Annotated in this window: 20 protein-coding genes and 1 tRNA gene; 10 read left to right on the top strand and 11 right to left on the bottom strand. The window is 54.5% G+C overall.

What is annotated here, in order from left to right; all coding sequences use genetic code 11:
* Positions 1 to 289: 289 nt before the first annotated feature.
* Positions 290 to 964: a hypothetical protein gene (locus LPB67_RS11615; protein ID WP_262837361.1), complete on the bottom strand. Its 675-nt coding sequence runs from the start codon at positions 962 to 964 to the stop codon at positions 290 to 292.
* Between the two features lie 310 nt (positions 965 to 1,274).
* Between LPB67_RS11615 and LPB67_RS11610 the strand changes: the two genes are divergently transcribed.
* The gene (locus LPB67_RS11610) at positions 1,275 to 2,801 is read left to right on the top strand and encodes a peptide MFS transporter (RefSeq protein WP_262837359.1); all 1,527 of its coding nucleotides are present in this window, start codon (positions 1,275 to 1,277) and stop codon (positions 2,799 to 2,801) included.
* Between the two features lie 95 nt (positions 2,802 to 2,896).
* On the opposite strand, the gene LPB67_RS11605 is transcribed toward LPB67_RS11610, so the two are convergent.
* Both LPB67_RS11605 and LPB67_RS11600 read right to left on the bottom strand, forming a co-directional pair.
* Positions 2,897 to 4,072: an acetyl-CoA C-acetyltransferase gene (locus tag LPB67_RS11605; protein WP_262837357.1), complete on the bottom strand. Its 1,176-nt coding sequence runs from the start codon at positions 4,070 to 4,072 to the stop codon at positions 2,897 to 2,899.
* Between the two features lie 209 nt (positions 4,073 to 4,281).
* Positions 4,282 to 4,842: a phasin family protein gene (locus LPB67_RS11600; protein ID WP_262837355.1), complete on the bottom strand. Its 561-nt coding sequence runs from the start codon at positions 4,840 to 4,842 to the stop codon at positions 4,282 to 4,284.
* Between the two features lie 198 nt (positions 4,843 to 5,040).
* Here LPB67_RS11600 and LPB67_RS11595 point away from each other — a divergent pair, with 198 nt between their 5' ends.
* Positions 5,041 to 5,514, top strand: coding sequence for a 2,4'-dihydroxyacetophenone dioxygenase family protein (locus LPB67_RS11595; protein WP_262837354.1), 474 nt, complete (start codon positions 5,041 to 5,043; stop codon positions 5,512 to 5,514).
* Positions 5,515 to 5,532: 18 nt separating this feature from the next.
* On the opposite strand, the gene LPB67_RS11590 is transcribed toward LPB67_RS11595, so the two are convergent.
* A complete protein-coding gene (locus LPB67_RS11590; RefSeq protein WP_262837353.1) occupies positions 5,533 to 6,723 on the bottom strand; it encodes a serine hydrolase domain-containing protein in 1,191 nt (396 codons plus the stop codon).
* Positions 6,724 to 6,790: 67 nt separating this feature from the next.
* On the opposite strand from LPB67_RS11590, the gene LPB67_RS11585 reads away from it, so the two are divergent.
* Entirely contained in the window at positions 6,791 to 8,068 is a 1,278-nt protein-coding gene (locus tag LPB67_RS11585; RefSeq protein WP_262837352.1) for a glycerate kinase, read from the top strand.
* A gap of 33 nt (positions 8,069 to 8,101) precedes the next feature.
* Here the strand turns inward: LPB67_RS11585 and LPB67_RS11580 are convergent, their stop codons facing one another.
* The 3 genes from LPB67_RS11580 to LPB67_RS11570 all read right to left on the bottom strand — a co-directional run bounded on the left by LPB67_RS11580 (position 8,102) and on the right by LPB67_RS11570 (position 10,322).
* Positions 8,102 to 9,184: a calcium:proton antiporter gene (locus LPB67_RS11580; RefSeq protein WP_262837350.1), complete on the bottom strand. Its 1,083-nt coding sequence runs from the start codon at positions 9,182 to 9,184 to the stop codon at positions 8,102 to 8,104.
* Between the two features lie 52 nt (positions 9,185 to 9,236).
* The gene (locus LPB67_RS11575; RefSeq protein WP_262837432.1) at positions 9,237 to 9,623 is read right to left on the bottom strand and encodes a VOC family protein; all 387 of its coding nucleotides are present in this window, start codon (positions 9,621 to 9,623) and stop codon (positions 9,237 to 9,239) included.
* Between the two features lie 141 nt (positions 9,624 to 9,764).
* Positions 9,765 to 10,322, bottom strand: coding sequence for a c-type cytochrome (locus LPB67_RS11570; protein WP_262837349.1), 558 nt, complete (start codon positions 10,320 to 10,322; stop codon positions 9,765 to 9,767).
* A 263-nt stretch (positions 10,323 to 10,585) separates the two neighbouring features.
* On the opposite strand from LPB67_RS11570, the gene LPB67_RS11565 reads away from it, so the two are divergent.
* A tRNA-Arg gene (locus tag LPB67_RS11565) sits at positions 10,586 to 10,662 on the top strand.
* A gap of 162 nt (positions 10,663 to 10,824) precedes the next feature.
* Positions 10,825 to 13,593 (top strand): M16 family metallopeptidase, encoded by a 2,769-nt coding sequence (locus tag LPB67_RS11560; RefSeq protein WP_262837347.1) that lies wholly within the window; start codon positions 10,825 to 10,827, stop codon positions 13,591 to 13,593.
* 134 nt (positions 13,594 to 13,727) lie between these two features.
* Here the strand turns inward: LPB67_RS11560 and dinB are convergent, their stop codons facing one another.
* Both dinB and LPB67_RS11550 read right to left on the bottom strand, forming a co-directional pair.
* Positions 13,728 to 14,810, bottom strand: coding sequence for a DNA polymerase IV (gene dinB / locus LPB67_RS11555; protein WP_262837346.1), 1,083 nt, complete (start codon positions 14,808 to 14,810; stop codon positions 13,728 to 13,730).
* 112 nt (positions 14,811 to 14,922) lie between these two features.
* Entirely contained in the window at positions 14,923 to 15,234 is a 312-nt protein-coding gene (locus LPB67_RS11550) for a hypothetical protein (RefSeq protein ID WP_262837344.1), read from the bottom strand.
* 422 nt (positions 15,235 to 15,656) lie between these two features.
* Here LPB67_RS11550 and LPB67_RS11545 point away from each other — a divergent pair, with 422 nt between their 5' ends.
* Positions 15,657 to 16,112 carry a thioredoxin family protein gene (locus LPB67_RS11545; RefSeq protein WP_262837342.1) on the top strand — a complete coding sequence of 152 codons (456 nt, stop codon included), beginning with the start codon at positions 15,657 to 15,659 and terminating at the stop codon, positions 16,110 to 16,112.
* A gap of 395 nt (positions 16,113 to 16,507) precedes the next feature.
* The gene (locus tag LPB67_RS11540) at positions 16,508 to 17,293 is read left to right on the top strand and encodes a PEP-CTERM sorting domain-containing protein (RefSeq protein WP_262837341.1); all 786 of its coding nucleotides are present in this window, start codon (positions 16,508 to 16,510) and stop codon (positions 17,291 to 17,293) included.
* Between the two features lie 77 nt (positions 17,294 to 17,370).
* On the opposite strand, the gene LPB67_RS11535 is transcribed toward LPB67_RS11540, so the two are convergent.
* Positions 17,371 to 18,390, bottom strand: a complete 1,020-nt coding sequence (locus LPB67_RS11535; RefSeq protein WP_262837340.1) for a helix-turn-helix transcriptional regulator — start codon at positions 18,388 to 18,390, stop codon at positions 17,371 to 17,373.
* Between the two features lie 202 nt (positions 18,391 to 18,592).
* Between LPB67_RS11535 and LPB67_RS11530 the strand changes: the two genes are divergently transcribed.
* Both LPB67_RS11530 and LPB67_RS11525 read left to right on the top strand, forming a co-directional pair.
* Positions 18,593 to 20,200, top strand: a complete 1,608-nt coding sequence (locus LPB67_RS11530) for a GMC family oxidoreductase (protein ID WP_262837339.1) — start codon at positions 18,593 to 18,595, stop codon at positions 20,198 to 20,200.
* A gap of 209 nt (positions 20,201 to 20,409) precedes the next feature.
* Positions 20,410 to 21,144 carry a substrate-binding periplasmic protein gene (locus LPB67_RS11525; protein WP_262837337.1) on the top strand — a complete coding sequence of 245 codons (735 nt, stop codon included), beginning with the start codon at positions 20,410 to 20,412 and terminating at the stop codon, positions 21,142 to 21,144.
* Positions 21,145 to 21,351: 207 nt separating this feature from the next.
* Here LPB67_RS11525 and LPB67_RS11520 read toward each other — a convergent pair whose 3' ends face one another.
* On the bottom strand, positions 21,352 to 22,170 hold the full coding sequence (locus tag LPB67_RS11520) for a D-hexose-6-phosphate mutarotase (protein ID WP_262837335.1): 819 nt from the start codon (positions 22,168 to 22,170) through the stop codon (positions 21,352 to 21,354).
* A gap of 414 nt (positions 22,171 to 22,584) precedes the next feature.
* Between LPB67_RS11520 and LPB67_RS11515 the strand changes: the two genes are divergently transcribed.
* Complete coding sequence (locus LPB67_RS11515; protein ID WP_262837333.1) at positions 22,585 to 23,817, top strand: DUF2807 domain-containing protein; 1,233 nt, start codon at positions 22,585 to 22,587, stop codon at positions 23,815 to 23,817.
* Positions 23,818 to 23,944: the final 127 nt, after the last annotated feature.

The raw sequence follows: 23,944 nt of genomic DNA, 5'->3' as shown, positions 1-23,944 counted from the left end.
CCTTGAAAAGAAAAAATTTGTCACCGCAAAAACGCCAATGACGCAAAGAAAACCCTCGTTTATTTATTCATAAGACTGACGCATAACGGAAACTGTCTATCAATTCTCACATTGAACCCGCAGGCTGGCTGCGGCTTTCGGAGACATTTCCTGCCAGCAGGCCCGCCCAGCTTGCGGGTTCGTACCACATGTCATGGCGCTGGTCCTGTCGATTTTCTCCATGTCTCGGTGGCGAAGAGTTTTAGTTTTCACGGAAGTCTTAATTTTGTATCCGCTTCGTTGACGGACCCTAATCTTCGGTCATCCAAAAAAATACCGTCGTCAAGCGTTTGCTTTGTTCGTCGTGACCAAAATAGCGGGTCGCGCTGTGCACCAGATTGGCTTTGTAAACGATTAACCGGTTGTAAACATTCCTGACGCGCAAATCCTCTTTCCAGGCTTGCGGCGGCAGGAAACGCAGCTTGAGGGCGTCGACTAAATTCCGGTGCGGCGCCGGGCACAGATTGCCGCTCAGCGTGCCATCGGGATAGCGCAACCGGAAAATGCTGGTGCCGGCATCTGCCGGTGCATCGGGGTTGAGGTAGATGACCGCGGCATAGCGGCAAAAGACCCGGCTATCGGTATGCGGTCGCGCGACACTCTCGGTCTCGCCAACCATCTGGGCGACATTGTGATCGAGCTTGACGCCGTTCGGGGCGGTGGTAACCCACAGCTTCTGTTTACCGATCGCGGCTTTGACCCAGTCTTCCAGCGGTGCGATCTCGTCGGGAGTCAGTGCTTCATGCACGCGTTTTCCCGGCCAGGTCTCTTGCGCGTACGGCAAACCCAGTTGCCAGTCCGTGCGCCCCAGAATACGGGCCCTGACTGCATCGGGATCGGTCAGGGCATTGTCCAATATCCAGTAATCCGTCCCCTCTTGTAGCTGGACATAGGGTAAGGAGGGGCGTGGGGGCAAAGAACTCATGTGCAGCTGCCTTGCAGGTTAAAAGTGAAACGAGGTTAAGTCGACGATTATTTCAGAGCAGTAATTAAATGGCAATGCTTATCTTTATTCCCTTGGTGGCGGTTGAGCCACGTTACCTGCATTTTGGCAACAATTCGCCACTTTTATTCGCCATATTTGTTGCGACGCAACACATCTAGTTTCAGCGGCTTTTACCGGCATGTTAAGCTACGCGCCGAATTGACTCAATTCATATCATTTAACAGCTTTTATTGAAAATAATTTTGCGAACAACGCAATTTTTATCCAAAAATACATCACGGAGAGCACTTTGAACAAAATTCAAACGCCAGGTGCACATACTATCCTGGGGCATCCAGATAGTCTGTTTGTGCTGTTTTTCACAGAAATGTGGGAACGGTTTTCTTATTACGGTATGCGCGCTTTGCTCGTATTGTTTCTGATCACGGAAGCGGTAAAAGGCGGCTGGGGCTGGACACGCGCCGATGCCACGGCTTTATACGGCTGGTATACCGGTCTGGTCTATCTGACCCCGATCCTGGGCGGCTATATTGCCGATAGAATCCTCGGTAGCCGCAGGGCCGTGGTGTTGGGCGGCTTCGTGATCGCGGCCGGTCATGCGTGTTTATTGTTCGATACGCCGGCCATGTTTTATACGGGCCTGGGTCTGGTGGTGGCCGGCACCGGATTGTTTAAACCGAATATCTCGGCGATAGTCGGTCAGCTGTACACCAAGGACAACGAAGGCGGTCGTGACGGCGGCTACACCCTGTTCTACATGGGCGTGAACTCGGGTGCTTTCTTCGGCATCTTGTTGTGCGGCTACATTGGCGAAAAAATTTCCTGGCCGTTCGGCTTTGCCTTGGCCGGTGCTTTCATGTTGCTGGGCGCGGTGCAATTCTATTTTGCCCAAGGTATTTTTGGTCAGATCGGCTTAGCCAAATCCCAAAAAACGGTTGAAGTCGTGCATGAAGAAGCCGAACCGCATATCGTTGCGGATCGCCTGAAAGCCATTTGCGTGTTCTCTTTCTTCACGATTTTCTTCTGGTTTGCGTTTGAGCAATCCGGCGGTTCCATGACGATTTTCGCAGCGGACTATACCGACCGCGCCCTGGTCGGCACCAGCGGCATGAGCTTCAAAATCATCAATAGCCTGATCACCGTTATCCCGACCATGATCCTGTCCTGGTTGCTGGTGAAATTGTTCGGCGGTACGGCGAAGAAATATCTGATGTCGAATATGCTGCTGGTGGTCTGCATGGGCCTGATCTGGTCACTGGTGATCTGGATGCTGTCGCGCGAATTCTCACTCGATCAATCGAGCGTGCCGGCGACCTGGTTCGGCGTCCTGAACTCGTTCTTCATCGTGATTCTGGCACCGATGTTTTCCAAGATCTGGGAAAAATACTGGAGTCCTAGCGGCCCGGTGAAATTCGGTACCGGCCTGATTTTGCTGGGACTGGGTTTCGCGGCCTTGTCTTACGGCTCCGCCAGCATCCCGGCGGGTGCGAAAACCGCGTCTGTCAGCATGGTTTTCCTGATTGTTGCCTACCTGTTCCATACCATGGGCGAATTGTGCATCTCACCGGTCGGTCTGTCCTACATCAGCAAGCTGGCGCCGCCGCGCTTGCTCGGTCTGATGTTCGGCGTCTGGTATGTGAACACCGCGATTGCCAACAAACTCGCGGGCTTTACCGGTAGCTACATCGATCACATCTCTGAAACCTATTCCTTGTCGACGTTCTTCCTGATTTTTACCATCATCCCGATTACCGCGGGTCTGGTATTCATGATGTTGAATAAGTGGATGCAGAAAAAAATGCACGGCATCCATTAAACATTGCGCCAGTTTCAGCAAAAAAATCCCCGTCACAAAAACGGGGATTTTTTTTTGCTCAATTCAAACTAAACGACACTAAGCGACACCGAAGATCAACGTTCAATCGCCAGCGCCACGCCCATGCCGCCGCCGATACACAGGCTTGCCAGACCTTTTTTGGCATCGCGACGTATCATTTCGTGGATCAGGCTGACCAGAATACGGGCACCCGATGCGCCGATAGGATGACCGATTGCAATCGCGCCGCCGTTCACGTTGATCTTGCCGGTGTCCCAGCCCATTTCTTTATTCACACCGATCGCTTGTGCGGCAAAGGCTTCGTTGATTTCCATCAAGTCGAGGTCCTGATGGTTCCAGCCGGCTTTACGCAAACACAGTTGCGCCGCAGGCACCGGGCCCATGCCCATGATGGTCGGGTCCACACCGGCGGAGGAATACGCCTTGATGCGCGCCAATACCGGCAAACCTAATTCTTCGGCCTTGCGGGCGCTCATCATGATGACTGCCGCCGCACCATCGTTCAGGCCGGAGGCATTCCCCGCTGTAACTGTGCCGTCTTTAGTGAAAGCCGGACGCAGGCTGGCGAGCGAATCGAGTGTGGTGCCATGCTTGATGAACTCATCGCTGTCGAATACGGTCGTGCCTTTTTTGCCGGCGATTTCCAGCGGAATAATTTCATCGACAAACTTGCCGGCCTTTTGCGCGGCTTCGGCTTTATTTTGCGATGCCACGGCAAACAGATCTTGTTCTTCACGGGTGACGCCATATTTCTTGGCGACGTTCTCTGCCGTGATGCCCATGTGATATTGATTGTATACATCCCACAAGCCGTCGACGATCATGGTATCCACCAACTTGGCGTCGCCCATGCGGAAACCGTCGCGCGAGCCGTTCAGCACATGCGGTGATGCGCTCATGTTTTCCTGGCCGCCGGCGATGATGATGTCGGCGTCACCGACCTTGATCGACTGTGCCGCCAGATGGGTCGCTTTGAGGCCGCTGCCGCAGACTTTGTTGAGCGTGAATGCCGGCACCATGTTCGGCAGACCGGCTTTGATGACGGCCTGGCGGGCGGCATTTTGTCCTACGCCTGCGGTCAGAACCTGACCCAGGATCACTTCATTAATCAGATCAGCGCTCAAACCCGTCCTGGCCAGCAAGCCTTTGATGACGTGCGCGCCCAAATCGGACGCGGCGATTTTTGCCAGTGAACCACCAAATTTGCCTACTGCGGTGCGGCCTGCCGCAACGATGACGACGTCTTGCATTTGATTCTCCTAGTTGAAATGCTCTGTATAGAGCCTGATGTGTGACGGTATTTTAATACCAGCGCGTGTCAAGCGCCCATGACAGCGGAATTTTGGGCAAAAAAACAGGCCCGACGTTGCCGTGGGCCTGTTTTTTACGATGACGATGCAGGATGTCTAGACAGCTGCGCTGATGGACTCAGCGCGCGACATCCAGTATCTGCAGCGAATTACTTCTTGCTGCGAGTGGTTTTTTCAGCAGCCTGGGTAAATTGCTGAGTTGCTTTCGCCAGGTTGTCTTCCAGAGTCTGTACCGCTTGCTTGCTGGTTTTTGACAATTGCTCGTAGCCTGCATTGATGTTGCCTACGACGGCTTTCAATGCGGTGACTGCCTGCTCGGAACCGGCTGGTGCATTTTTAGTCACTTCATCGATCAACGCCACGACTTTGGTGTTGGTTTCAGCGATGTGCGCTTCCACTGCTTTGGTGAACTCAGCTTGGGTAGCCGATGTGATCGATGCCAGGTGACGGCCGTAAGCCAAGGCTTTTTCTGCACTTGGTTGGGCTTGCGCTGCGGTCAAAGAAAAGAATTCTTTTGGATCTTTCGCGTTGACCAGTTGCTTGGCAGCGGCAGTACCCTCTTCGATACTCGCTTTTGCGGCACTAACGTTCAAAGCAACGAGTTGCTCCAGACCTTCGAATGCTTTTTTGTTTAATGCGGTCAAAGAAGCGAATTGTGCTTCCAGGCTGGATTTAGTAGCCGCGATAAATTGTTCAGGTGTTGTAAACATGGTGTTCTCCTAGAGAGGAATGAAAAAAATGAGGATTTTGACAGCGCTTTCCATCTCATTTATCCAAATGGTGCACCGCAACAATTGTTATTCTACACGCTTATTTTTGACGGTCAAGTATTTTTTTGTGCGCTGCACCAAAATAATTGTAACAAGGTCTTTTTGGCATAAGATCCAGGGTCTATGAGAAAATATTGTATGAATACAAATACCTTAACTTACTCCGTTCACTCCGGGCAAAACACCTCCGCCCCAGCCAGCACCTTATTCTCCGCCCACTGTGCCGACTTGCCCTGGGTACGCTGGGCGATGCCCGGCGCGCAATTCAAATTACTCAGCGCCGACCCGCAGAGCGGTCGTTTTTCACTGATGATCAAAGTCGAAAAAGACAGCCTGGCACCGTTGCACCGCCATGTCGGCGCGGTCGAAGGCTATATTCTCGAAGGCGGTTTCCATTACCATGATGAGCCGGCAAGTCGCTTTGTCGCCGGTGATTATTTGCTGGAAAAAGACGGTGCGCTACATAGGCCGATCAGTCCTGAAGGCGCAGTCATGTTTGCGGTTTTTCATGGACCGGTAGAAGGCATCGACGAGGCGGGACAGGTCACCGGCAGAATTGATTGCCAGTGGCACATCCGCGCATGGCAAGCGGCTCTCGGCAAAATCAAATGAACTTGCCATGCCGTCGGTTCACCCCGCATCCAAGGCCTGATAAGCCAGACGTTTGAACTCGAATGAAAACGGATGCCAGAAACTCATCTGGCGCTGCGTCATCAGCAAACCGGCAATCTGATGACGCGGCGAGATCCACCAATGCGTGCCCGCGATGCCGCCCCACTCGAATTCTCCAACAGAGCCAGCCGGATCTATCGAAGACGATACCAGGGTCACTGCACCGCCAAGGCCGAAGCCCTTTCCCGGCACATTGCCGACGCCGGGAAAAGCGATGCCGCTGCCTTGCGGCAAATGATTCTGCATCATCAGGACGATCGTATCTTCCCGCAAAACGCGCTTGCCGCCGTTCAGCAAGCTGCGCATCAGGGCGACCATATCGTGCAGGCTGGAGACCAGCCCGCCGCCACCCGACAGACGCGGCACAGGCGTCACGAAGGCACCGGGATACGGGGATTTGTCGAGACGTTTTAAACCGCGCTGTAAAATGTTGCCGGGATCGCTGCCGGCGTAATACGCGGCCAGCCGGTCCAGCTTATCCGCGGGCACCACAAAGCCGGTATCCTGCATGCCCAGCGGATCGAAGATATGCGCTTGCAGATAGGCATCAAAGCGCATCCCGCTAACCACCTCGACCAGACGCGACAAGACATCGGTGGCAATCGAATATTCCCAACGGCTACCGGGATGGAAAGTCAGCGGCAATTCTTCCAGCACATCGATCATCGAAGACAGCGGTGTCATCGCGTTCATGACCTTGCGTTCGATATAGGCTTTATAGATCGTGCTGCCATGGTCGAGCAGGCCATAGCTCAGGCCGGACGTATGGCTTAACAGCTGATGTATCGTGATCGACGATCTGGCTGCTTCGGTATCGTCAATCCGGGTGGCGCCCGGACGCAAGACCTGGCGTTGAGCTAATTGCGGCAGGTAATGTTCGATAGCATCGTCGAGTTGCAGTTTTCCCGCTTCCATCAATTGCAGTACCGCTATCGATGTCACCAGTTTGCTGTTTGAAAATACCCTGAATAAATGATCGTCGCGCAGGGCAATCCGGTTTTCTTTATCGGCCCATCCTGCGCAGTGCACATCGACCAGCTCTTGCCCGGCCAATAGTGCGGTAGAAACGCCGGCCAGTATGTCTTTATCGACATAACGCTGCATCGCCTGGTGCACAGTACTAAAATCATGCTTAGTTTGGTTTATCATGTTTTGCCTTAATCTCACTCTTAAGTCCACTCTTAATCCCGCTATCCTACCCTGACCAAAGCCCGCGATGACCATTCCCGACCCAGAATCCTTTCTACGTTCTTTGTACAAAACCGCGGTAGATGCCGTCAGTGCAGAAAAATGCCTGCCGGCTTTTTTGCCTGCCGCCCCGAGCAAAGGACGCACACTGGTAATCGGCGCCGGCAAAGGCGCTGCCGCCATGGCGCAGGTAGTCGAGCAGCATTGGCAAGGCCCGCGATCGCATCTGTCGGGCCTGGTCGTCACGCGCTATGGACATGGCGCGGATTGCCAGTTGATCGAAGTCATCGAGGCAGCGCATCCGGTCCCGGACGCCGCAGGCCAGCAGGCGGCGGCGCGTATTTTACAACTGGTCCAGGGCTTGACGGCAGACGATCTGGTGCTGTGCCTGATCTCGGGCGGCGGCTCCGCCCTGCTGGCTCTGCCCGCCGCAGGGATCACCCTGGAGCAGAAGCAGCAGATCAACAAGGCCTTGCTGAAAAGCGGTGCCAGCATCGGTGAAATGAATTGTGTGCGCAAGCATCTGTCGGCCATCAAAGGCGGCAAGCTGGCACTGGCATGCGGCGCCGCCAGAGTCGTGACCTTGCTGATCTCCGATGTGCCGGGTGACGAGGCCGGTGTGATCGCGAGTGGCCCGACCCTGCCGGATGCGACGACTTGCGCGCAGGCGCTGGCGATCTTGCACAAATATGCGATCGCTATCCCCGCAGCGGTGGAGCAGCATTTGCGCTCCGGTGCAGGCGAAACGCCCAAGCCCGATCACCCGCTATTCGCACAACATCAGCACCACATCATCGCCACCGCACAGGACGCACTCGATGCGGCGGCATCGGCAGCGCGGGCTGCCGGGATCCAGGCGTATATATTGTCGGACGGGATCGAGGGCGAGGCGCGCGATGTCGGCATGCTACATGCTGCGCTGGCGAAACAAATTGCCGATAAAAACCAGCCCTTCAGCAAACCCTGCGTGGTCTTATCCGGCGGCGAAACGACGGTCACCGTGCGCGGCAAAGGGCGCGGCGGCCGCAATGCCGAATTTTTACTGAGCCTGGCAAAAACCCTGGGCGGTCATCCAGGTATTTATGCGCTGGCCTGCGACACGGATGGCATCGATGGTTCGGAAGACAATGCCGGCGCAATCTGCGCGCCGGATACGCTGGAGCGCGCAGCCAGCCTGGGTTTGCTACCTGCGGCCATGCTCGACAATAATGACGGCTACAGTTTTTTTGCCGCGCTTGACGATCTGATCGTCAGCGGGCCGACGCTGACCAATGTGAATGACTTCCGGGCGATGCTGATTGTTTGATCATGCCGGCTCGGATTGACCGTATTGACCGTCTCAGGGCACGATGGTGGTGAACAGATACACCGCAAAGATCACCAGGTGGATCGTACCCTGCATGATGGTCGTTCGGCCGGTCCCGAGTGAAATCGTGGTAATCATCAGCGACAACAACAACAGCACCGTCGATTTCGCATCGATCCCGAGAGACAGCGACCAGCCGGTCACCAGTGAAATCACCGCCACCACGGGTATCGTCAAACCGATACTGGCCAGGGCGGAACCCAGCGCCAGGTTAATACTGGTCTGCAAGCGATTGGCGCGCGCCGCCCGGAACGCCGCAACCGCTTCCGGCAGCAAAACCACCATGGCGATGATGATACCGACCAGTGCTTTCGGTGCGCCGGCGACGGCTACCGCATGCTCCAGCGTAGGCGCCAACGCCTTTGCCAATAAGACTACCGCACCGAGACACAATAACAAAAGAACCGTGCTCATCCACGCCATCTTGTCCGATGGCAAAGGCGCATGAACATCCTCATCGCTGACGGCAATTTCCGGTAAAAAATAATCGCGGTGGCGTACCGTTTGCACCAGCACAAACGTGCCGTACAAGACCAGCGAAATCACCGCAATAAAACCTAACTGGCTAGCGCTGTAATACGGACCGACCACCGTCGATGTAAAGTTCGGCAACACCAGCGTCAGGATAGCCAGCGCCGCCAACGTCGCCAGCGAGGTGCTGGCCCCTTGCAAACCGAAACTCTGCTCCTTGTGCAGACTGGCTCCCGCTAACAGGCACAGGCCGATAATGCCGTTCAATATCACCATGATCGCGGCGAATACCGTATCGCGCGCCAGACCCGCCGTCACCTCGCCGCCGGCCAGCATCAGCGAAACGATCAAGGCCACCTCGATCAGGGTCACCGCCAATGCCAGCAATAATGTGCCGAACGGTTCGCCGATTCTATGGGCGACAATCTCGGCATGATAGACCGCAGTCAGCACTCCGCCGAGCAAGGCCAGCGTTAAAAAGATCGCATAAAATGCGCCAGGATCCAGCAGGCTGCCCGCTAAAAATAACCAGGCAGCGATCGGTGTGGCGATCGACCAGAGCGGCAAATTGGGAGGAATTTTCATGCGTGATCCTTAAGTGATTTCATGGCATAGCGCTTGACAGGGCGGGGGGTAGTCAGGCAGAGGCATACAATTCCAGCGGCAAGCCATCGGGGTCGGCAAAAAATACAAACTGCCGCTGGGTATATTCATCGATCCTGATGGCTTCGACCGCGATCCCGAGATGTTCCAGTCTGGCCTTCCAGTCCTGCACGCTATCGACTTCAAAAGCCAGGTGCCGTAATCCCTGCGCCTCAGGATATGACGGTCGCGGCGGCGCCTCGGGGAAAGAAAACAATTCGAGTTGCGCGCCGTCCGGCAAGGCCAGATCGAGTTTATAAGAATCGCGTTCAATCCGGTAATGCTCGGCCAGCACGGTCAAGCCAAGAATCTCGGTATAAAAATACTTCGACCTTTGATAATCGGCGCAAATGATGGCGACGTGGTGTATGCGTTTCAGGATCATCGTATCAACCGGTTTCTCAGAACTTATGCAAATTTATTTTCAGACGCAAACACCTTCTTGATTTTAACTTAACCTCCCCGGAAACAAAAACGCCAGTCAAATCGACTGGCGTTCTATCAATTCAGCAAGGTACTTTAATTATTTAGCAGAAGCCTCGGCAGAAGCGGCTGCCGGAGCCGCCTTGACTTCCGGTTCTTTAAACTTGGCACCGCCGGCATTGGCCATATGCACTACCGCACGTGCGACTTCGATATCGTCGAGATCAGGGTTGCCGCCTTTAGCTGGCATGGCGCGCAAGCCGCCGATTGCATGCTCAACCACTTTGTCGTAACCTTGTGCGATCCGTGCCGACCAGGCACCCGCATCGCCGAATTTAGGAGCGCCAGCCGCGCCGGTATCATGGCAAGCGGCGCAAATCGCTTTGTACACGGCTTCGCCGGATTGCAATTGCTTAGGACCGCTAGCGTCTTTGAAGGTAAAGCCGTCGTCCGCTACCGGATGGATACGCGCGGCAATCGCTTCTGGTGTCAATGCATCAGAACCGGCACCGACTTTACTGTCACTGGAAACAAATTTCACCAGCAATACGATGATAATGATCGGTACGATAAAGCCGGCCGCAATCGCAAGGATGAGTTGTTTCGGCGTTTTAATCGGCGTATCGTGATCGTCGTGTGAATCGTGTGCGTTGCTCATGGAGTCCTCGTGTAGCAATTTATAGTAACTGGCTGCGGGCTGAAGCAGTGCTGGTCAGCCGATAAAGCTTGCAATTATAGTGGCAAAAGCTGCCGTTTGGAATGAAAAACCCGCGCTTTCACCACAAGAATGCCGTGACAATCGTCGAAATCCCGACAATTTTCATGCAATTGCAGAAAAGCCGGGCATCATTATGAGGTAAAATGCAGCCCTGCTTGCGGTGCCCTATCCCGGTCACTGCCAGACATCGCCATATATTCATGGCGCCAGTAGCTCAGATGGATAGAGTACAGCCCTCCGAAGGCTGGGGTCGCACGTTCGAATCGTGTCTGGCGCACCAAATTTTTCTGCAACACGTCCCCCCGTCCTGAAGTTATCCCGTCTTCCGCTGCTGTCACGTTCTGTGCACTGGATCGGCGTCGCCGCAACAAATTGTTTTTGTCTCTCTGCTAATATCTAGGCTTAATTCCTTACCGACCGTCCACATAGGCCAGATCATCATATGACACCGTCACGCTTGCAGTTATCCGCCCTGAGTTTTTCCATTGCTGTGGCATTCATGAGTGCCGGTCCGGCGGTCATGGCCGTTGAGTCTGCGGCTCCGGCAGTTGCCAAGTCCGCCAATGTGCCTGCGGGTCTGAGCCTGGTGCACGAGGTCGAAGGTATCAAGGAATACCTGATGCCTAACGGTCTGCGTGTATTGCTGGTACCGGACGCCAGCAAGCCGACCACCACGGTGAACATCACTTATCGGGTCGGCTCGCGGCATGAGAATTACGGCGAAACCGGCATGGCGCATCTGCTGGAGCATCTGATGTTCAAGGGCAGCAAGGCGCATCCGCGCTTGTGGGAGGAACTGGCGCAGCGCGGTGTGAATTTTAACGGCACGACCTGGCTGGACCGCACCAATTATTACGAAACTTTTGCCGCCAAACCCGAAACGCTGGCCTGGGCGATTGCGATGGAAGCCGACCGCATGGTGAATTCGCGGATCTCCGGTGCTGATCTGAAAACCGAATTCTCGGTGGTGCGCAATGAGATGGAAAAAAACGAAAACTCGCCGACCTCGGTACTGATGCAAAGAGTCCTGTCCGCTGCCCATCAATGGCATAACTACGGTAAAGATACGATAGGCGCACGCAGCGATGTCGAGAATGTCAGCATCCCGCATTTGCAAGCCTTCTGGCGCAAATACTATCAGCCGGACAATGCGGTCCTGATCGTCGCAGGCGCATTTGATCATCAGGCTACCCTCAAATTGATCAGCCAGCATTTTGGCAAAATCCCGAAACCTACGCGCGTGATCGAGCCGACCTACACGCTGGATCCGGCGCAAGACGGCGAACGCGACGTGGTGGTGCGCCGGACCGGCGAATCGCCGTCCGTGATCGCCTTGTATCACACCATGCCGGCAGCCCATCCCGATTATGCCGCGACCGAGGCGCTGGCCGTGATCCTGGGCGACTCGCCGAATGGCCGTCTGTATAAAACCCTGGTGGAGAGCAAAAAAGCCGCGGAAGTGTTCCCCTGGGCAGCCAATCTGGAAGAGCCCGGATTCATGCTGCTGGGTGCGAATTTACGCAGCGAACAAAATCTCGATGAAGCCAAGAAAATTTTGATCGAGACCATAGAAGGCGTCGCTCAAGATCCGGTGACGGCGGATGAATTAAAACGTGCCAAAGCGAATCTGGAAAACAATCTGGCGCAAGTCTTCAACGATCCCGAAAAATTCGCCGTGTCATTGTCGGACAGCATAGGCAATGGCGACTGGCGTCTATTCTTTTTGTACCGCGACCGCATGCGCGCGCTGACGCTGGACGATGTGCAGCGCGTTGCCACGACCTGGCTCAAGCCCAGCAACCGCACCACCGGCCGCTTCATCCCGGAAGCGCAAGCGGTGCGGGCACCGGCGCCGGCCAAGGTCGTATTGGCGGAGCAGATCAACACCTTCAAACCCGGCGTCGCCATGGCACAGGCAGAGAATTTTGTCAGCACGCCGGACAACATCGACAAACGCACCCAGAACGGTGCATTGAGCAACGGCTTGAAGTACGCATTGCTGCCAAAAACCACGCGCGGCAATACCGTGGTGCTGAATATGGAAATCAACCTGGGCGATGAAAGCAGCTTGCAAGGCAAGGCCAATGATGCCAGTCTGGCGTGTGCCATGCTGAGCCGCGGCACCGAGACTTTAAGCCACCGGCAATTCTCCGAGCAACTCGACCAGCTGAAAGCCAAGCTGCAAATTTCCGGCACGGTAAGCGCCGCGACCATCACTTTAGAAACCACCCGGGAGAACCTGGCACGGGCACTCGAACTGGTGCGCGATGCCCTGCGCAAACCCGCATTTGGCGAAGCGGAATTTACCCAATTGATCACGGCACAGTTAGCGCAGCTCGAAGAATCGCGCAAAGATCCGCAGGCGATTGCGATTGACATGGCGCGCAAAGCGACCAATACCTGGCCTGCCGGGGATGCCCGTTATTACCGTAGTATCGAAGAAAAAATCGCCCAGCTCAAGGCAGCGAAACTGGCCGATGCCAAAGCCTTCTGGCAGGCATTTTATGGCGCAAACCATGCGCAGCTCGCGATCGTCGGCGACTTCGATGCGACCGCGATCAAGGCGCAGTTGCAGCGTGATTTCGGCGACTGGCAAGCAAAGCAACCATTCACCCGGCTGACAAAACCGTTTGTCGCAGTGCAACCTGCGGCCCTGAGCCAGATTACGCCGGACAAGGCGAATGCGTTTTTCTTCGGTACCCTGAATCTGCCGGTCAGCGATCGGCATCCTGATTATGCGGCGCTGACTTTGGGCAATTATCTGCTCGGCGGCAGCGCGAACTCACGCATCCTCGAGCGCATCCGTCAAAAAGACGGGATCAGTTATGGCGGCGGTTCCTTCATCGATGTCTCGCCTATCGATGAAGCGGGCAGCTTCGCCGTCGGTGCCATCTTTGCGCCGCAAAACCGGGCCAAGCTCGAGACCGGCTTGCGCGAAGAAATCGCCCGTGTCCTGAAAGACGGATTCAGCACAGCGGAATTAGCAGAAGGTAAAAAGAGCCTGATCCAGCAAGCACAATTGAATCGCAGTCAGGATGCAGGATTGGCGCAGACACTGGCATACAACCTGTACCTGGGACGCACTATGCAATTCGACGCCACGCTGGAGAAAAAAATCATGGCGCTGACCAATGCCGACGTCAAAGCCGTGCTGAATAAGTATCTGGGGTACGACAAAATGCTGACCGTAGTTGCCGGTGATTTTAAGTAATCCGCTATACAGTAGAACCGTGACAACCGGCTAATCTGTATCGGGCCATAACAGATACTCCCCCGTACACCAATAAAAATCAGGCTTGATCCGCTTTATTTACTTGCGGATTAAAAATATACTAGATTGGAGTATCAATAATCGGTCGTTGCAAATAAAGACATCTGCTCAGCGCGGGGATCCGCAGAAACGGTCCCTAAACCGATTCCCAGACCGAGCAAACGTACCGGCAAATTGCGACGACAATATCCGGTTTCCATGAGCTGACAAAATAGCTTCTCATCGAGATGCGCGCTGCGGCATTCGACCGTCGTCTGCCGAAAATCGCTGAAGCGAATTTTGATGTTGAGTTTTTGTACTGCCTCTTCCGGCTGGACCCGCTGCACCCGGGCCACCAGCGCTGCGTACAGCGCCGGCAGCTCCGCCATACATGCCGCCAGATCGGGCAAATCGGTCGCATAGGTTTCTTCCACGCTGATCGATTTACGTTCGGAATGCGCCACCACGGCGCGCCGGTCTATGCCGCGACACAGCAGGTACAGGCTGTTGCCGAGTTTGCCGAATTGCTGCATCAACTCCGGCAAAGACCAGGCACGCAAATCGCGGCACTCCTGGATGCCGAGCGCATGCAATTTGGCCGCCGTGACTTTACCGACGCCGAACAGGCGCGCCACCGGCAAGGCGGCGACGAAATCCTCGACCTGCTCCGGCAGAATCACAAACAAGCCATCGGGCTTGTTCCAGTCGCTGGCGACTTTAGCGAGGAATTTATTATTCGCGACCCCCGCCGAGGCTGTGATGCCGACCGTTGCGGCAATGCGCGCCCGGATCTCTTGCGCGATCAGGGTGGCGCTGCCTTTGTGCTGGCGACAGTCGCTGACATCGAGATAAGCTTCGTCGAGCGACAAAGGTTCGACCAGATCGGTGTAATCACGATAAATCGACAAAATGGCTTTGGAGGCGACCCGGTATTTTTCCATGGTCGGCGGCATCACGACCAGATCGGGACAGCGGCGCAGTGCCAGCGAAGTCGGCATGGCAGAGCGCACGCCATAGCGTCTGGCTTCGTAATTGCAGGTCGCCACCACGCCGCGCTGGTCGGCGCGACCACCGACTGCCAGCGGCTTATCGCGCAAACGCGGATCGTCCCGCATCTCGATGGCTGCGTAAAAGCAATCACAATCGCAGTGAATAATTTTTCGGGAAACAAGAGGCACGGTATTGGCACGCTAAACGATGCGGGACAAATCGTATTTTACCTCATCAACTGTATATATAATCAGTTAATGCGCAAGCCAGGCATCCGGTCTCGCGTCTTCCCTCTATCTGTTAAAGCGGTGCCGCACTTGCCGGTTTCGGTTTGAAATGCTGCGGACTGATACGGAATTTGGTGCGCCGGTCGCCCATAAACGCGCGTAAATCTTTGATGCTGTATTCCGATATCTCATGCATACGGATCAGCAACGAGGCGCCAACCGATAAGCGACGATGACGGATTTTGCTGATCACCGGCGGCGCCACTTCTAATGCCCTGGATAGTGCCGCATCGTTCTTGAAATGCAAGTGATGAATTAAGGTATCCAGTAAATTATCCGGATCGTATTGAAATTCTCTGGTTTGAAGTTCTAGCAAATTTGCCATGATTTCCTCTGATTCAATTGTTTGCTTGCGCAAGTACATCGTTAAGCTGTGTCATGCCACAGGAGGTAGTGGTTCTGCCGGAGCATAGAGGTGACCGGCTTGGTCGCGTTATCTCAAGCCATTATTGCTAAAAAAATACTTGACCATAAGTCACTTTATAAACCGCAATTCAGTCACGCTCTGTGCGGTTAACCACATAAGGCATCGAAGCAAGATGAAATAGTCAGTTGCTCAAATCGATACCCGTCAGAAAGTCAGCAGGCCAGAGTACAGCGTGCTCTGCAGGTCACGACACCTCATGACAAATCAGTGCATTTGCGTCATCATGTAAAAACCGGAGAACGTCATCGCTCCGATATTTTTCCACCTATGCGGCTGCCGGATCAGACGGGCGGCCAGCCAATCACCCGAAGAGAACTTTCATGAAAAAATTAATCGCTATTTGCCTCAGTCTTTTTTTCAGCGCGGCACTCGCCAATCCGCCCCAGCCGTATGATGAAACTGCCGATGCCCAGGCAGAACTGAATAAAGCGCTGGCAGCAGCACAGGCTGCCAACAAAAAAGTCCTGGTGATCTTCGGTGCCAACTGGTGCAAAGATTGCCTGGAACTCGATAAATCGATCAAAGGCCAGAGCGCTGCGCTGATTGCCAGCAAATTCGTGGTGGTCAAAATCGATGTCGGCCAATTCGACCGCAATCTCGGTATCGCGAACCGCTATGAGAACCCGATCAAAAAGGGCATTCCGGCCGCCGTCGTATTGAAGCCGGACAACACCTTGCTGTATGCCACCAAGGCCGGTGAATTGTCGAATGCGCGCAAGATGAGCGATCAGGGTATTTATGATTTTTTCAGCCAGGTAGCTAGCCAGCATCCTTAAATTTTTTAACAGTACTCTCCAACGCCACGGCCTCGACGGCACCAACACCGCATTGGCCTCGGGTGCAGATTGCCGGAAACGATCGGAAACAGCCTGTGGCGCTGGACTTGGCGATGTTTGTCTCTCAGCTTCTTTCTTTTACTATGTCCTCTCGGTATGAGGGACATCCGCGTAAAAATGTCTTGCTCCCTGTCATTTCAGGTTTTTTACAATTGTCGATTCTATTTACAATAAGTTATCTATATTTTTATAAGTATATGATAAATAACAAAGTATTTTCTGGTATGGGATGTGCTTATGATAAGCATCGTTGATGATTGTCTGTATAAAACGACATCGAAATCAGCGAAGCTTTTTTGCCAATGGTGCATTGATTCACATCCAGGAGTGTCAATATGAATATCAAAAAATTAATTACTATCATGGCCGCCGCCGCAGTGATGCTGCCGGTAGCCTCCCATGCAGCGCCTGTTGTTTATGATTTGGCGCTGCCCAATATCAGTACTTTCGATAATACAATTACCGGCACCGGCTCGACAGTCCAAGTGGTGCAAGTGGTTGACGGCTCGGCTATTTATAATTATCTGGACAGCAATAACGTCATGCAAACATTGACCGTCACTCGTGCTAATGGCAGCCCAGCCATTGCATCTGGTGGTTACACGAGCGGCAGTCACTCTTTGAGCGGCTCTGTGTATAACATTAATCCAAGCAATAATGGTACTGACGCCATCCCCGGTCAAAGCAGCGGTTTGCACTTTGCGTTCTCCAGCGCCGTCAACGCGTTTGGTTTCGAAATTGGCGACTGGGCAACATGCTGCACTAGCAGCGGACCACGTCCTACACCGGGCGTGCCTTTATATGGTTCGGGTCTGTGGATTGCATTTAACGGCGGCGCTGCAACCTTGCCGGCAAATGCTTTATCTGCCAACGACAATCCTGGCTATGCACTGGATGGCAGCTTCACCAACTTCATCGGTGCAATTGACTCCTCCGGCACGTTTAATTCACTCGATTTCTGGGGCGACGGTTTTGGAGAGTTTTTGGTAGCAGGCGGTTCATTCCGTTTTGCATCAGTACCACTGGGTTCAGTTGGAGTTCCAGAACCAGGCAGCCTGGCATTACTGGGCCTGGGCATCGCTGGTCTGGCATCGTTGCGCAAACGCAAAAACGCTGCATAAACAAAACCGGATTACTCTCGACAGGAAGAACCCGGCATCGCAAGATGTCGGGTTTTTTCTTTGTGCCCCACCGATTGTTACCGGCTGAACCTGAACTCTGAGGGGGTAAGCGTAGTCCAGCGCTTGAAGGCCCGGCGGAAGCTGCGCGCATCCGAATAACCGAGCTCTTCCGCGATGTCCTCGACACTCAGCGCGGTACTGAGCAAGCGCTTTGCACGCTCGATCCTGACGCTCTCGGTAATGTGCTGATACGAAGTGCCCTCGCGCGCTAACAGGCGGTGTAAAGAGCGCGGACTCAGTTCCAGGGCCGCTGCCATATCCTGCACATTAAAAAATTCACACTGCATGGCAACCAGCTTGCGCACCAGGCTTTGCTTGCCCAGTACACCGATAGCCGCCAATTCCGTGTCGCACGCCGCGCGAGCTGTCTGCGCACTGGCGCCGGTACCGGATAAGGGCATCTCCAGCAGGGAATGCGCAAACAGCATGCGACTGGCATCGGCGCCCAGGATTACCGGGCAGGCGAAAAAATCCTCCAGCATAGAGCGGCTCGCCTGCAGATTGCCGCGCAATTCGATACGGGCTATGGGCAGCTCATTACAAGGCAATTGACGCGCGGCGTTGAGCGCTGTCGCCAGGTGATCGACATCCAGAAAATCCTGCAATTCCTGATCCTCAAACAAGGCATGCGATACCAAAGCCGCTTGCTGGCTATCCGTCTCCAGGCTGAGTTGCAACATGGAGCCGGCGATCAATTGGTATTCCAGGCCGAAAGCCAGTGCACGTCCCAGAGTCGGCTGAGCCAGCATGCCCGCGCTCATCCCGCCTAAATCAGCCAACGATTTACGACTGCCGGATAGCAGCGCGACATCCGCTCCGCCGCGCTGCCTTGCCTGCAACAAGCCTGCGCGTGCCTGTACATAACTGATTCTGGCAGCGGCTTGCAGCGGTCCGTCGCCATCGGCAAAAAACGCGGGAAACATGTCGTGCAAACGCCACTGTTGTTCGCGGCCAATCGCAAACAGGCCGGCAAAAGGATGCGCGGGGAAAATCGCATCCTGCACGGACAACAGCGGTGACGCAGTGAGCAAAGACAAACTGTCTCCCCCGGAATATCGATGAATATTGTAGAAATTGGCAGTAAATGTCCTTACTCCCAACAGCGCTAAAGGCTAAGATCAGTTGCAACGTACACGGGTTTGCCTGAATCATCAATACTGCGATGCAGCAAGCCCATTGCCGAAAAATGCGCCGTAGACGCCATCAATTTATAGACACCGATCCAGAGGACGAGACCATATGAGTACAGCAACAGCGGATTACATCGTAGTCGGTGGGGGCGCGGGCGGTTGCGCCGTCGCGGGCAGACTCACGGAAGATCCCGATACCTCGGTCACGGTGCTGGAGGCCGGCGGCGACGGCGATAGCTGGGTCGTGAAAACGCCATTCGCGGTAGTCGCCATGCTGCCGACCAAACTGAATAACTGGGCATTTGAAACCGTCCCTCAGCCCGGCCTGAATCATCGGCGCGGCTATCAACCACGTGGCAAAGCCCTCGGCGGCTCGTCCGCCATCAACGCCATGGTGTATATCCGCGGACATCGCTGGGACTACGATCACTGGGCATCGCTGGGCAATACCGGCTGGTCGTTCGATGAGGTGCTGCCTTACTTCAAGCGTTCCGAAAACAATGCGAGTTTAGGCGGCGCATTGCACGGTCAATCAGGCCCGCTGCACGTCAGCGATCTGCGTTCGGATAATCCGTTTCAACAACGCTATCTGGAAGCGGCAAGACAGGCCGGCTTCAACATCAATCACGATTTCAACGGAGAAGATCAGGAAGGCATCGGGATTTATCAGGTCACTCAACATCAGGGCGAACGCTGGAGCGCCGCCCGCGGCTATCTGCATCCGCACATCGGTAAACGTCCCAACCTGAGCGTGCAAACCGGCTGCCATGTAACGCGTATTCTGTTTGAAGGAAAACGTGCCGTCGGCGTCGAATTTATTCAACATGGCCAGCAGCGCAGCCTGCGCGCCAGGCGCGAGATTTTGCTGGCGGCAGGCGCTTTGCAAACCCCGCAAATCCTGCTGTTGTCCGGTATCGGCGACGGCCAGGCCTTGCAGGCGCTGGGGATTCCCGTGGTGCATCACCTGCCCGGAGTCGGACGCAACCTGCAGGACCATCCTGATTTTGTATTTAAGTATCGCTCCAAGAGCACGGACCTGGTCGGCATTTCACTCGGCGGTTCGGCGCATCTAGCCAAACAAGCCTGGCGCTATAAGAATGAACGGCGCGGCATGATTACCTCGAACGCGGCCGAAGGCGGCGGCTTTCTGAAAACAGATCCCGGCCTGCCCGCACCCGATGTGCAATTGCATTTTGTGATGGCGATGATTGATGACCATGCGCGCAAACTGCATCTGGGGCATGGCTATTCATGCCACGTCTGCCTGTTACGTCCCAAGAGCGTAGGGGAACTGACTCTTGCCAATGCCGATCCCTTGGCAGCGCCGTTGATCAACCCGCGCTTCCTGGAGCACCCGGACGATATCGAGACCTTGCTGAAGGGCTTTAAACTCACGCGCAAACTCATGGATGCACCGGCACTTGCCAGCATGCGCAGCAGCGACTATCAGACCGCCAATGTCAAAACCGATGACGACATCCGCGCCGCGTTGCGCCAATATAGCGACACCGTCTATCATCCGGTCGGCACCTGCAAAATGGGGATAGATGAGATGGCCGTGGTCGATCCCGAATTGCGGGTGCATGGACTGCTGGGCCTGCGCGTAGTCGATGCGTCCATCATGCCGACGCTGATTGGCGGGAATACCAATGCCCCGACCATGATGATAGGTGAAAAAGCCGCCGACTTTTTACGCAAGCAAGTTCAACAGGGCTGACGCAAAAACCGCAATCTCTCACCGCCGAAACTTGGAGACCCGCAGGCCAGGTGCGCCTGTTAGCACGAAATGTCTCTGGAAACCGCATCCAGCCTGCGGCTTCAATGTGATGCATTGATGTCATGAATTGCGTTTAGAGTTGCGTTCTTTCTATACGCGGACTAAAGTGTTTCTATCCATCCTCTCCCGACTATCGTCCCGGAGCAAGTATGTTGCGTCACCTCACGCTGGTCTGCCTGCTGTCAGTCGCGTCGATCTGCTTTGCTGCAGAGCCTGTGCGCAGTCCCACCTTAAACCTGACTACCGAAGACTACCCGCCCTTCAATATGATCGCCCCGAAGACAGGGGTAATCAGCGGCATCTCAACGGAAAAAGTCGTCGAATTAATGCGCCGTGCCGGGGAAACATATGTGATCGCCGGCTATCCCTGGGCGCGCGCGTTTCAGATGGGACTAAAGGAAGAAAATACCTGTGTTTTTTCGACCACCAGAACACCGGAAAGAGAAGCCAAATTCAAATGGGTCGGCCCCTTAGTCAAAAATAATTGGTTTATCTTTGCCAGGGCAAACGATCCGAGAGCACCCAAAACGCTGGAAGAATTGCGCCCTTATATTGTAGGCGGTTATCGTAATGATGCGGTGGCCGAATTCCTGGCGGCCCGTGGATTTAAAATCGAACTGGCGAATAAAGATAGCGATAATCCGCGCAAGCTATTGCATAACCGTTTCGACTTTTGGGCAACCGGTGAATTACTGGGGATCGCGATCTTAAAACAACAGGGTCTGTCAGAACAAATCGTTCCCTTATTTGAATTTCATCAAACGGAACTGTACCTTGCCTGCAATCTAGGCATGGAGCAAAGCCGTATCGATCGCTTCAGCCAGATCTTGCGTGAAATGGAAAAAGACGGCACCGCCGCAGCGATAGAGCATAAGTATAAGTAAACGGGATTGCTTAAAAGCGATCAAAGAAAGAAATTTACGAGACACGGAGAAATTACGCCGTCAATTTTTCGCCCAACGAGTCGATCAACATCAGTTTAAACAGATGTGGCTTCCAATACGAACAACTTCATACAAACAAAAAGAGGGTCGCAGACGATACCGGGACACTCTTTTTGATTAGCCATTACCTCACCGGTGCGGCTCGTTTTATGTACGCTTAACGGTCAGCGATTGATTTCCGGACCAGGATGCGCCGGGTGCCAGTACCACGGGCTGCATAATCGCCGCCGCCTCGATACACAGCATGCGCTCATAACCGCCAGGCTCCAGATCGGCCAGCGTGGCGGCCTTCTCAGGACCGGGATTCCAGACGACTGCATCGGCAAATCCGCTCTGCTGTATCAAGGTGGTTTGTCTGGGCTGGCACAACAGCAGGCGCGGGGCATTGGCATAGATGCGGTCGATTTCACCGCTAATCCGCAACATCGGATCATGATCTATGCAGCCGCTGACGCCGCTGACCGAGTCGCGATAAGGCAAACCCGCCAGGCCATGCACGGTCACATCAGCAATCTGCCCGACGGCAAAATACGTATGCAGTGCTGCGGTAAAACTCAATCCGGTGTCTCCGGTATTTTGTACCGACAGGCGAATATCCAGGCTGGAGCCGACCACGGTCACCGTCAGTTCGGCATGGAATACATAAGGCCAGACCTGCAGGCTGGCGATGTTCTCGTTTAATTCAAACTCGGCCCGTGCTGCACCGCTGGCGGTCTGGCCGGCGCGCAGCAGACGCCACATCGCAGTACGCGCGAAACCATGCTTGGGCAAAGCGCCCAGGCCAGCGAATTGCGGAAAGATCACCGGCACGCCGCCACGCATTGCCACGCCCTCGCGGATCTCCGAGGTCTTGCTGAAGAACAGCTGCTCGTCACCACCGGCCGGTATCCAGGAACAGATGTGCGCACCATACGCGGTGATGGCAGCTTGGGCGCCATCCTGGGCTTGCAAGATTATTGGGTTCATCGGACTCAACGCGACTCGGTTAACTAACTTACGAAAAAACGTCTAGCAGTATAGGGGATTGTGCAATAGCCGGTAAAAATTTCATACCAGGACTTACAAAAAACCAAAACCTCTCACCACCGAGACACCGAGAAAAACAAGAGGAAAGGCTCCATGAGGTGTGGATATCAAAACGCCTCCGCAGGCTGGATGCGGCTTTCAGCGACATTTCGTGCCAACTGGCGCACCTGGCTTGCGGGTTCAATGTGAACGGTAGTAAGCAGCTTGCTGTTTTGCGTAAGTCCTCACCATATATCGCGATGATCCGCGTTTTAGTCCCCGCGTTTTGCGGTCTGTCGCATCAGGGTTCCATTTGACAGAATGCTAACGTATGCTGGCGGCATGCTTCAAATTCGAATTTGAAAAAGGAAAATCATGTTAAAACACAGCAGCCTTATTCTGTTACTTGCTCTCGCTGCCTGCAACGTCGAATTCCATGACGGCGATGCCACAGCAAATTTCGGTCCGCTGATCCAGGAAAAACGCGAGGTCGCCGAATTTACTGAAATCGACATGACCGGTCCCTACGACGTGGTGGTGACCGGCGAAGGCGGCCCGGCGCTGGAGGTGGTCGGTAATGAAAAACTGGTCAAGGAAGTCGAGACCGTGGTCACCGGCAATACCCTGCATATACGTTCAAAAAGCAAGACGATTATCCATCTCTCCACCAATTTCAATGCGCGCCAGCTCACGGTCAAAGTCGCTGCCAGCATGCTCAATCGCATCAATATCAACGGTTCCGGCGATCTGGAACTGAATAAGTTCAAAGGCGACCGGCTCGAATTGTCGGTCAACGGTTCCGGCGATGTGCATGCGAATGGCGTGACCAAAGAACTGCAAACCAATGTCAATGGCAGCGGCGACATGGACCTGAGCCAATGGCAAACCGCCAAAGCCACGGTCCAGATTAACGGATCAGGCAATCTGAATCTGGGCAGTGTCAGCGACAGCCTGGATAGCGATATCAACGGCTCCGGCGATCTGAGCGTCAAAGAACTCAAAGCAGCGCAAGTCAAAACCACGATACGCGGCTCTGGCAATGTCAAACTGGCCGGCGAGATCAGACAGTTGACCGCACAACTCGATGCCTCCGGCGACATGCAGGTACGCGGCCTGAAAGCCAGCAGCACCAGCGTGCGCATGAACGGCAGCGGCGACCTGAGCCTGACCGGCGAGACCGCCGAACTCGATGTCCAGGTCAATGGTTCCGGCGACTTTGATGGCAAGAGCTTGCAAGCAGGCAAGGCGCAATTTAAAACACATGGCACGGGCGTGATCAACAGCCCCACGATCCGCGACAAACTCAGCATAGAGTTGCATGGCTCCGGCGACATGCAAGCGAACGATATCCAAAGCCCGCAAATCGATGTGCTGATCACCGGCACAGCCAATCTGGACCTGTCAGGCAAAGGTCAATTGCTGGTCGCCAAGCTCAGCGGCAGCGGCGACCTGAATGCCAGCGGACTGTTAGTGGAGCGCGCCAAAGTCAATGCGACCGGCACCGGAGTGGCAGAAGTCAATGTCAAACAAAATCCCGGTGCCGGCAGCAAGACCGCCGACGGCGGTTCGCGTATCGTCAAGATCGACAGGAATGGTTTACTCAATTAAACCGAGAATTCCCATGAAGATTTAAGATGATGACGGCTGCATTGGTCGAGGTAGTTTTGACCTGAACGAGGCTTCTGGAGAGCCATGAGCAACGAAGAACGTCAAAAATGACCGGCAATGCGCCGTC

Origin of the sequence: Undibacterium sp. Jales W-56, assembly GCF_025548535.1 — a bacterium.
In the GTDB taxonomy this organism is placed as follows: domain Bacteria; phylum Pseudomonadota; class Gammaproteobacteria; order Burkholderiales; family Burkholderiaceae_D; genus Undibacterium.
This window is presented reverse-complemented; position numbering and strand designations above follow the sequence as displayed.

Bases quoted from the DNA above. Each gene is read 5' to 3' on its own strand.
- LPB67_RS11580 (WP_262837350.1), bottom strand. From the start codon at position 9,184: ATGAAAATTCCTCCCAATTTGCCGCTCTGGTCGATCGCCACACCGATC.
- LPB67_RS11600 (WP_262837355.1), bottom strand. From the start codon at position 4,842: ATGTTTACAACACCTGAACAATTTATCGCGGCTACTAAATCCAGCCTG.
- LPB67_RS11525 (WP_262837337.1), top strand. From the start codon at position 20,410: ATGTTGCGTCACCTCACGCTGGTCTGCCTGCTGTCAGTCGCGTCGATC.
- LPB67_RS11545 (WP_262837342.1), top strand. From the start codon at position 15,657: ATGAAAAAATTAATCGCTATTTGCCTCAGTCTTTTTTTCAGCGCGGCA.
- LPB67_RS11585 (WP_262837352.1), top strand. From the start codon at position 6,791: ATGACCATTCCCGACCCAGAATCCTTTCTACGTTCTTTGTACAAAACC.
- LPB67_RS11540 (WP_262837341.1), top strand. From the start codon at position 16,508: ATGAATATCAAAAAATTAATTACTATCATGGCCGCCGCCGCAGTGATG.
- LPB67_RS11595 (WP_262837354.1), top strand. From the start codon at position 5,041: ATGAATACAAATACCTTAACTTACTCCGTTCACTCCGGGCAAAACACC.
- LPB67_RS11515 (WP_262837333.1), top strand. From the start codon at position 22,585: ATGTTAAAACACAGCAGCCTTATTCTGTTACTTGCTCTCGCTGCCTGC.
- LPB67_RS11590 (WP_262837353.1), bottom strand. From the start codon at position 6,723: ATGATAAACCAAACTAAGCATGATTTTAGTACTGTGCACCAGGCGATG.
- LPB67_RS11520 (WP_262837335.1), bottom strand. From the start codon at position 22,170: ATGAACCCAATAATCTTGCAAGCCCAGGATGGCGCCCAAGCTGCCATC.
- LPB67_RS11560 (WP_262837347.1), top strand. From the start codon at position 10,825: ATGACACCGTCACGCTTGCAGTTATCCGCCCTGAGTTTTTCCATTGCT.
- LPB67_RS11605 (WP_262837357.1), bottom strand. From the start codon at position 4,072: ATGCAAGACGTCGTCATCGTTGCGGCAGGCCGCACCGCAGTAGGCAAA.
- LPB67_RS11530 (WP_262837339.1), top strand. From the start codon at position 18,593: ATGAGTACAGCAACAGCGGATTACATCGTAGTCGGTGGGGGCGCGGGC.
- LPB67_RS11615 (WP_262837361.1), bottom strand. From the start codon at position 964: ATGAGTTCTTTGCCCCCACGCCCCTCCTTACCCTATGTCCAGCTACAA.
- LPB67_RS11570 (WP_262837349.1), bottom strand. From the start codon at position 10,322: ATGAGCAACGCACACGATTCACACGACGATCACGATACGCCGATTAAA.
- LPB67_RS11550 (WP_262837344.1), bottom strand. From the start codon at position 15,234: ATGGCAAATTTGCTAGAACTTCAAACCAGAGAATTTCAATACGATCCG.